Consider the following 8,347-nt stretch of genomic DNA (forward strand, 5'->3'; position numbering starts at 1 on the left):
GAGGCCGCAGGAGACAACCGGGAAATACGCGAGGAGCGTCTTGAGCGATGCTCCAGTGATACGGGAAATCATGAGAAGTCAGCGCGACCAGCCGTCCCGAAGAGCCACCCGTCCGCGGATGGCCACGGGAAGGCGACCCTAACCGACGTAGGGTTGATACCGGGATGGTCCCTGGGACGACCATCCCCGGAACAGCCGCCTCGAAGGAGGTCCAGTTCAGTGACCAGTCAGGTCAGCAGCCCAGCGGAGCAGGCCGACGGAACCGTCGTGGGAGAGCAGCGCAAACCGGGCGGAGCCAAGGACGTGCGGCGCCTGGATCGGGTGATCATCCGGTTCGCGGGGGACTCGGGTGACGGCATGCAGCTCACCGGTGACCGGTTCACCTCGGAGACCGCGTCCTTCGGCAACGACCTCTCCACCCTGCCGAACTTCCCCGCCGAGATCCGCGCCCCCGCCGGCACCCTGCCCGGCGTCTCCTCGTTCCAGCTCCACTTCGCCGACCACGACATCCTCACCCCGGGCGACGCGCCGAACGTGCTGGTCGCGATGAACCCGGCCGCTCTGAAGGCCAACATCGGCGACCTGCCGCGCGGCGCCGAGATCATCGTCAACACGGACGAGTTCACCAAGCGTGCCCTGCAGAAGGTCGGCTACACCGCCTCCCCGCTGGAGGACGGCTCGCTGGACGGCTACAGCCTGCACCCCGTGCCGCTGACCACCCTCACCGTCGAGGCGCTGAAGGAGTTCGCCCTCTCCCGCAAGGAGGCCGAGCGCAGCAAGAACATGTTCGCCCTCGGCCTGCTGAGCTGGATGTACCACCGGCCCACCGAGGGCACCGAGAAGTTCCTGCAGACCAAGTTCGCCAAGAAGCCCGACATCGCGGCCGCCAACATCGCCGCGTTCCGGGCGGGCGTGAACTTCGGCGAGACGACCGAGGACTTCGCGGTCTCCTACGAGGTCGCCCCGGCCACCGAGGCCTTCCCGGTCGGCACCTACCGCAACATCTCCGGGAACCTGGCCCTGGCCTACGGCCTGATCACCGCGTCGCAGCAGGCGGATCTGCCGCTGTTCCTGGGCTCGTACCCGATCACGCCGGCGTCGGACATCCTGCACGAGCTGAGCAAGCACAAGAACTTCGGCGTGCGGACCTTCCAGGCGGAGGACGAGATCGCCGGCATCGGCGCGTCGCTGGGGGCGGCCTTCGGCGGCTCGCTCGCGGTGACGACGACGAGCGGTCCCGGCGTGTCGCTCAAGAGCGAGACGATCGGCCTGGCGGTCTCCCTGGAGCTGCCGCTGCTGATCGTGGACATCCAGCGCGGCGGCCCCTCGACCGGCCTGCCGACCAAGACCGAGCAGGCGGACCTGCTGCAGGCCATGTTCGGCCGCAACGGCGAGGCCCCGGTCCCGATCGTCGCCCCGAGGACCCCGGGCGACTGCTTCGACGCGGCCCTGGAGGCCGCCCGGATCGCGCTGACCTACCGGACCCCCGTCTTCCTGCTCTCCGACGGCTATCTGGCCAACGGCTCCGAGCCGTGGCGGATCCCGGACCTGGACGAGCTGCCGGACCTGCGCGTGCAGTTCGCCTCCGGCCCGAACCACACGCTGGAGGACGGTACCGAGGTCTTCTGGCCGTACAAGCGGGACCCGCAGACCCTGGCCCGCCCGTGGGCGATCCCGGGCACGCCGGGCCTGGAGCACCGCATCGGCGGCATCGAGAAACAGGACGGCACGGGCAACATCTCCTACGACCCGGCCAACCACGACTTCATGGTCCGCACCCGCCAGGCCAAGATCGACGGCATCGACGTGCCGGATCTCGAGGTCGACGACCCGCACGGGGCGAAGACACTGGTCCTGGGCTGGGGCTCGACGTACGGGCCGATCACGGCGGCGGTACGCCGGCTGCGCACGGCGGGCGAGTCGATCGCACAGGCCCATCTGCGCCATCTCAACCCGTTCCCGCGCAATCTCGGAGCGGTGGTCACCTCGTACGACAAGGTGGTGATCCCCGAGATGAACCTCGGGCAGCTCGCCAACCTGATCCGGGCGAAGTACCTGGTCGACGCGCACTCGTACAACCAGGTCAACGGCATGCCGTTCAAGGCGGAACAGCTCGCCGCCGCGCTGAAGGAGGCCATCGATGACTGAAGCCACCCACTCGCTGCTGCAGCTGGTCCCCAAGGCCGAGGCCAAGCAGTCCATGAAGGACTTCAAGTCCGACCAGGAGGTGCGCTGGTGCCCGGGCTGCGGTGACTACGCGATCCTGGCCGCCGTCCAGGGGTTCATGCCGGAGCTGGGCCTGGCGAAGGAGAACATCGTCTTCGTCTCGGGCATCGGCTGTTCCTCCCGTTTCCCGTACTACATGAACACCTACGGGATGCACTCCATCCACGGCCGCGCCCCGGCCATCGCGACGGGCCTGGCGTCCTCCCGCCGGGATCTGAGCGTGTGGGTGGTCACCGGTGACGGCGACGCCCTGTCCATCGGCGGCAACCATCTGATCCACGCCCTGCGCCGCAACGTCAACCTCAAGATCCTGCTGTTCAACAACCGGATCTACGGCCTGACCAAGGGCCAGTACAGCCCGACCTCCGAGGTCGGCAAGATCACCAAGTCGACCCCGATGGGCTCGCTGGACGCGCCGTTCAACCCGGTGTCGCTGGCGATCGGCGCGGAGGCGTCCTTCGTCGCGCGCACGATCGACTCCGACCGCAAGCACCTGACCGAGGTGCTGCGCGCGGCCGCCGACCACCCGGGCACGGCCCTGATCGAGATCTACCAGAACTGCAACATCTTCAACGACGGCGCCTTCGACGCCCTGAAGGACAAGCAGCAGGCGGACCAGGCGCTGATCCGCCTGGAGCACGGGCAGCCGATCCGGTTCGGCACCGACGGCACGCATGGTGTCGTAAGGGACCGGCAGACCGGCGACCTGAAGGTGGTGACGGTGACCCCGGAGAACGAGGCGGACATCCTGGTGCACGACGCGAGGTCCGCGTCCCCCACCACCGCCTTCGCCCTCTCCCGACTGGCCGACCCCGACACGCTGCACCACACCCCGATCGGTGTGTTCCGCTCCGTCGAGCGGCCGGTGTACGACGTCCAGATGTCCGAGCAGCTGGACACGGCCATCGAGCAGCACGGCAAGGGCGACCTGGCCGCGCTGCTGGCCGGCGGGGACACCTGGACGGTCGTCGGCTGATCCCGCCGTTCCGTGATCACGAGGCCCGGGAGCGGAGTTCCCGGGCCTCGTCGTACGTCTGGCGGGCCTTCTCCACGTCGCCCATGCGGTCGTGCGTCCACTGCGCCAGGGACCGCACCTGTTCCGCCGCCTCCCGGCCGAGGGCGGTGAGCGAGTAGTCGACGCGGGGCGGGATCACCGGCTTGGCGTCCCGGTGGACCAGGCCGTCGCGCTCCAGGGTCTGCAGGGTCTGGGTGAGCATCTTCTCGCTGATCCGGCCCACCTGGTCGATCGCCCGCCGCAGCTCGCTGAACCGTCGCGAGCCCTCCATCAGCTCGATCAGGACGAGCACACCCCAGCGGCTGGTGACGTGCTCCAGGACGAGCCGGTAGGGGCACATGGCCTCGGCCTCGGCTCCGGTGCGCGCACGCGAGTTACTTACTGCCATGCCAGTACCTTACTTCAAAGTGGGTACTTTCGCTTGGTTAGTGCACCTCCTAGGGTGAGTGTCATAGCCACCCCACAAGGAGATTCCGACCATGAGCATCGTCGTCACCGGAGCCACCGGACACCTCGGCCGCCACGTCGTGGAACAGCTGCTGGAGAAGGTTCCGGCGGAGCAGATCACCGCCGTCGTCCGCGACGAGGCGAAGGCCGCCGACTTCGCGGCCCGCGGGGTGAAGCTCGCGGTCGCCGACTACAACGCACCCGACACCTTCGACGGCCTGTTCGCGGCCGGTGACAAGGTCCTGCTGATCTCCGGCAACGAGTTCGACAAGGGCCGGGTGCAGCAGCACCGCGTCGTCATCGACGCCGCCAGGTCGGCCGGCGTGGCGCTGCTCGCGTACACCAGCGCCCCGGGCAGCCTCGAGGCCGCGCTCGCCGACGACCACCGGGCCACCGAGGAGGCACTGCTCGCCTCCGGCCTGCCCTACAGCCTGCTGCGCAACGGCTGGTACCACGAGAACTACACCGAGAACCTGGCCCCGGTGCTGGAGCACGACGCGGTCGTCTCGGCGGCCGGCGAGGGCCGGGTCTCCTCGGCCTCGCGCGCCGACTACGCGGCCGCCGCGGTCGCCGTGCTGACCGGCGAGGGCCACGAGAACACGACGTACGAGCTGGGCGGCGACGTGGCGTGGAGCTTCGCCGAGTACGCGGCCGAGCTGAGCCGGCAGACCGGCAAGGAGATCGCCTACAACGCCGTCACCGGCGAGGCCCTGAAGGGCATCCTGGCGGGCGCCGGCGTGCCCGCGCCGTTCGCCGAGATCCTCGTCGGCGTCGACGCGTCCATCGAGAAGGGCGAACTCGTCGTCTCCTCCGGCGACCTGTCCCGCCTGGCCGGCCGCCCGACCACCCCGCTCGCCGAGGCGGTCGCCGCCGCGCTCAAGGGCTGACGGACCGGGAGACCGACCCGCACCTCCGCCTGTCATGACCGTATGCCGATACGGGCATGACAGACGGGGGTGCTCGGCGCTACCTTCGTTCTCGCGTGCGTGAGTGAGGCGAGAAGGAGGGGCCCGTGGCCGGGACGTCCAAGGGAGAACACCGGGCAGGCCTGCTGAACGGCTTCGCCGCGTACGGCATGTGGGGACTGGTCCCCCTGTTCTGGCCGCTGCTGAAGCCCGCCGAAGCGCTGGAGATCCTGGCCCACCGGATGGTGTGGTCACTCGCCTTCGTCGCCGTCGCCCTGCTCTTCGTACGGCGCTGGGCCTGGGCCGGGGAACTGCTGCGGCAGCCGCGGCGGCTCGGCCTCATCGCGCTCGCCGCGGCCGTCATCACCGTGAACTGGGGCGTCTACATCTGGGCCGTGAACGCCGGCCATGTGGTCGAGACGTCCCTCGGGTACTTCATCAACCCGCTGGTGACCATAGCGATGGGCGTGCTGATCCTGAAGGAGCGGCTGCGGCCCGTGCAGTGGGCCGCGGTCGGCGTCGGCGTCGCCGCCGTGGTCGTCCTGACCGTCGGCTACGGCCGTCCGCCATGGATCTCCCTCTGCCTCGCCTTCTCGTTCGCCACCTACGGGCTGGTGAAGAAGAAGGTCGCTCTCGGCGGCATCGAGTCGCTGGCCGCCGAGACCGCGATCCAGTTCCTGCCCGCGCTCGCCTTTCTGCTCTGGCTCTCCGCGCACGGCCGGTCCACCTTCACGAGCGAGGGCGCGGGGCACACGGCCCTGCTCGCCTCGACCGGCATCGTGACCGCGCTGCCGCTGGTCTGCTTCGGAGCGGCGGCCATCCGCGTGCCCCTGTCCACGCTCGGGCTGCTGCAGTACCTGGCCCCCGTCTTCCAGTTCCTGCTCGGCGTCCTCTACTTCCACGAGGAGATGCCCGCCGCGCGCTGGGCAGGCTTCGCACTGGTGTGGCTGGCGCTGATCCTGCTCACCACGGACGCGCTGCGTGCCGCGCGGAGGCCGCGGGCGGTCGTCGTGCCGCCCCGCGCCGAGACGCCCAGCTCAGCCGCGGTGGACGCCTGACGCAGGGGCCGGCTGTCAGTGGGGGGCGCTATAAGTGGTGCCCATGTCGACGCAGACGCCCGCACCGCTGCACTGGAAGCTCGTCATCGACGCGGCCGACCCGCACTCCCAGGCCGACTTCTGGGCCGCCGCGCTGCACTACACGGCCGAGGACAACAGCACGCTCGTAGAACGGCTGCTGTCGCTGGGCGCGCTGCCCGAGGAGGCCACGGTCGAGTACCACGGCCGCCGCGCCTTCCGTGACCTGATCGCCGTACGGCATCCCGACGACCCCCACGACCCGGACGCCGGCACCGGGCTGGGGCGGCGGCTGTTGTTCCAGCGCGTCCCGGAGGCCAAGACGGCCAAGAACCGGCTCCACCTCGACCTGCACCCCGGCGCCGGGCGGCGCGCGGACGAGGTGGCGCGCCTGACGGCCCTCGGCGCGCGGATCCTGCACGAGGTCGAGGGGCCCGCCGGTGACTGGACGGTGATGGCGGACCCGGAGGGCAACGAGTTCTGCGTGCAGTAGCCCGGGCGGGCGAACAGGAAGCGGGGCGACCGGTTACGCCTGCGCCTGCGCCGCCTTGGCCGCGCGGTCGGCCAGGCGGACCATGCGGGCGCGGGCCGACTCCAGGGGCTGCGGGTCCTCGGCCGCGGGCCCCGGCTCGGCCATGAGGTCCGTCCACAGACCGATCAGGTCGCGGCCCATCCGCAGGCCCTCCTCCGGGTCGCGTACGGCCCGCCAGGCGGTGGCCGCGCTCCGCACGTTGCCGTAGGCGCCCTCGGCGTCCGCGGCCTGCCGGCGCATCCGCGCGAGGTCCAGGGAGAGTTCGAAGGAGCGGACCGGGTCGCCCGCCAGGTAGGCGATGTAGGCGGTCAGTTCGCGCAGGTGCAGCACCTCGGCGTGGCGGGGGCCCAGCACCCCGGAGGCCTCGACGACCGTGCGGTCGGCGAGTTCCGCCGCGACCTCGATACGGCCGCTCCGGACAGCCTCGTTGATCCGCGCCATCGGCTCGGTCAGCAACTCGGCCCCCTCCGCGGTCTCGGTCACGGGCTCGTCCCCGAGCACCTCCTCGGCCACGGCGTCGAATCCGCGGGCCGGGGTGGGGGTCGCAGACGCGACCGGGGCGGGCTCGGGGTCGAGCAGCGGGGCGAGCTTCGGAGCGGGGGCGAGCACGGGAGCGGGCTTCAGGGCGGTCACGGACACGGCGTCGGCCTTCGGAGTGGGCGTGGACACGAGGTCGGGCTTCGGGGCGGACGCGGACACGAGGTCGGGCTTCGGGGCGGGGGCGGAAACGAGGTCGGGCTTCGGGGCGGAGTCGCGCTCGGGTACGGCGGCGGAGGCGGGGGGTGCGTCCACGGTGTCCGGTACGGCGACGCGAGCCGAGGGCGCGTCCATGACCGGTGGCGGGCCGAACTGCCCGGTGGGTGCCTGGGCCTTACCCGCCGCGGCCGGGGCAACCGGCTTCGGGGAGACCGGCCGCGCGGAAACCGGCTGCGGGCCCCGCGGAGCGACCCGGACCGGGTCTCCCGCCACCCTGCTGGAGCCGTCCGCCGAGACCTCGAGGGGGACCACGCAGCCGGCGCGGTCGTCGTGGATCGTGGCCCGTATGGGGGTGCCCAGGCTGATGGCCAGGCGCTGGAGGTGGTTCAGCACGGCGTGCTGGATCTCCTCGCCCGGAGCCGCGACGACCGACGTCCCGCCCACCGAGGCGCTGCCCTCGCCGGACACCCGGACCTGCACCATCGCAGGGTGCGCCACGGGCTGCTGCACCCGCTTCTTCTCGAAGCTGAGTCGAGACATCGGTTTCCTCACTCCCCCGGCGTCGCACCCCGGTCGTACGCGTCCTACCAACCAGTCTGTCGGTTCAGCCCGCTTCCCGCGTAACCGCGACGTCACAGCCTCGCACCAGCCGCACCCCTGACGCCTCTTGAACCCAAGTGCTTGCGTATGCATAAAATGCATACGCTGATATTCGCGCATCGACATCGCTCGCTTTGGGGGACCCATGAGCCGCCGCTTCCTGTTCGTACTGGGCAGTGCCCGCCTCGACGGCAACACCGAACTGCTGGCCCGCGAGGCCGCCGCGCAGCTGCCCGGTGACGTCGAGCAACGGTGGATCCGCCTGGCCGAGCACACGCTGCCCGACTTCGAGGACGTGCGGCACGACAGCGACCGCGTACGACCGGCCGCGGACACCGAGACCGGACTGCTGCTGGACGCCACGCTCGCGGCCACGGACATCGTGATCGCCTCGCCCCTGTACTGGTACTCGGTCTCCGGCCTCACCAAGCGGTACCTGGACCACTGGTCGGGCTGGCTGCGCACCCCCGGCATCGACTTCAGGGCGGCGATGGCCGGGCGCACGCTGTGGGGTGTCGCCGCGCTCGCCGACCGGGAGCCGTCGGTCGCCCAGCCCCTCGTCGGCACCCTCAACAACTCGGCCGCGTATCTGAAGATGCGCTTCGGCGGGGTGCTGCTCGGCAACGGCAGCGCGCCCGGGGACGTACGGAAGGACACCGACGCGCTGGCGCGCGCCAAGACGTTCTTCGCACAGGAGACGCCCCTCGCCCGCTTCCCGCACCAGGACGCCTGACCCCCGTCCCGCGCGGTTCGCCGCGCCCTAGGTGTATTGATCACGAGCGTTGTTGACACTGGGTCTTGATCATGGCGAAGACCTCCGGTGTGGTGGAGCTGTCTAGGAACGCACCAC

At 70.7% G+C, this 8,347-nt stretch carries 8 protein-coding genes; 6 read left to right on the forward strand and 2 right to left on the reverse strand.

Translation table 11 applies throughout. The features are described from left to right. Positions 1-219: 219 nt before the first annotated feature. Together FB157_RS43405 and FB157_RS43410 are read left to right on the forward strand one after the other, a co-directional pair. On the forward strand, positions 220-2,148 hold the full coding sequence (locus FB157_RS43405) for a 2-oxoacid:acceptor oxidoreductase subunit alpha (RefSeq protein WP_145886766.1): 1,929 nt from the start codon (positions 220-222) through the stop codon (positions 2,146-2,148). Further along, positions 2,141-3,202: a 2-oxoacid:ferredoxin oxidoreductase subunit beta gene (locus FB157_RS43410; protein WP_145886768.1), complete on the forward strand. Its 1,062-nt coding sequence runs from the start codon at positions 2,141-2,143 to the stop codon at positions 3,200-3,202. The genes FB157_RS43405 and FB157_RS43410 overlap by 8 nt, the downstream gene beginning before the upstream one ends. A gap of 16 nt (positions 3,203-3,218) precedes the next feature. On the opposite strand, the gene FB157_RS43415 is transcribed toward FB157_RS43410, so the two are convergent. After that, a complete protein-coding gene (locus tag FB157_RS43415) occupies positions 3,219-3,629 on the reverse strand; it encodes a helix-turn-helix domain-containing protein (RefSeq protein ID WP_145886770.1) in 411 nt (136 codons plus the stop codon). A gap of 91 nt (positions 3,630-3,720) precedes the next feature. On the opposite strand from FB157_RS43415, the gene FB157_RS43420 reads away from it, so the two are divergent. The 3 genes from FB157_RS43420 to FB157_RS43430 all read left to right on the forward strand — a co-directional run bounded on the left by FB157_RS43420 (position 3,721) and on the right by FB157_RS43430 (position 6,162). Next, positions 3,721-4,575 (forward strand): SDR family oxidoreductase, encoded by an 855-nt coding sequence (locus FB157_RS43420; RefSeq protein WP_145886772.1) that lies wholly within the window; start codon positions 3,721-3,723, stop codon positions 4,573-4,575. 125 nt (positions 4,576-4,700) lie between these two features. Next, a complete protein-coding gene (gene rarD, locus FB157_RS43425; RefSeq protein WP_145886774.1) occupies positions 4,701-5,651 on the forward strand; it encodes an EamA family transporter RarD in 951 nt (316 codons plus the stop codon). A 43-nt stretch (positions 5,652-5,694) separates the two neighbouring features. Then, positions 5,695-6,162, forward strand: a complete 468-nt coding sequence (locus FB157_RS43430; protein WP_145886777.1) for a VOC family protein — start codon at positions 5,695-5,697, stop codon at positions 6,160-6,162. Positions 6,163-6,195: 33 nt separating this feature from the next. Here the strand turns inward: FB157_RS43430 and FB157_RS43435 are convergent, their stop codons facing one another. Next, the gene (locus FB157_RS43435; protein ID WP_261386930.1) at positions 6,196-7,437 is read right to left on the reverse strand and encodes a hypothetical protein; all 1,242 of its coding nucleotides are present in this window, start codon (positions 7,435-7,437) and stop codon (positions 6,196-6,198) included. 205 nt (positions 7,438-7,642) lie between these two features. Between FB157_RS43435 and FB157_RS43440 the strand changes: the two genes are divergently transcribed. Next, entirely contained in the window at positions 7,643-8,230 is a 588-nt protein-coding gene (locus FB157_RS43440; RefSeq protein ID WP_145886779.1) for a flavodoxin family protein, read from the forward strand. Positions 8,231-8,347 lie beyond the last annotated feature (117 nt).

This window comes from Streptomyces sp. BK340, from assembly GCF_007827595.1.
Taxonomy (GTDB): domain Bacteria; phylum Actinomycetota; class Actinomycetes; order Streptomycetales; family Streptomycetaceae; genus Streptomyces.

Coding starts and splice junctions, on each gene's coding strand:
- FB157_RS43410 (WP_145886768.1), top strand. CDS start 2,141: ATGACTGAAGCCACCCACTCGCTGCTGCAGCTGGTCCCCAAGGCCGAG.
- FB157_RS43415 (WP_145886770.1), bottom strand. CDS start 3,629: ATGGCAGTAAGTAACTCGCGTGCGCGCACCGGAGCCGAGGCCGAGGCC.
- FB157_RS43420 (WP_145886772.1), top strand. CDS start 3,721: ATGAGCATCGTCGTCACCGGAGCCACCGGACACCTCGGCCGCCACGTC.
- FB157_RS43430 (WP_145886777.1), top strand. CDS start 5,695: ATGTCGACGCAGACGCCCGCACCGCTGCACTGGAAGCTCGTCATCGAC.
- FB157_RS43435 (WP_261386930.1), bottom strand. CDS start 7,437: ATGTCTCGACTCAGCTTCGAGAAGAAGCGGGTGCAGCAGCCCGTGGCG.
- FB157_RS43440 (WP_145886779.1), top strand. CDS start 7,643: ATGAGCCGCCGCTTCCTGTTCGTACTGGGCAGTGCCCGCCTCGACGGC.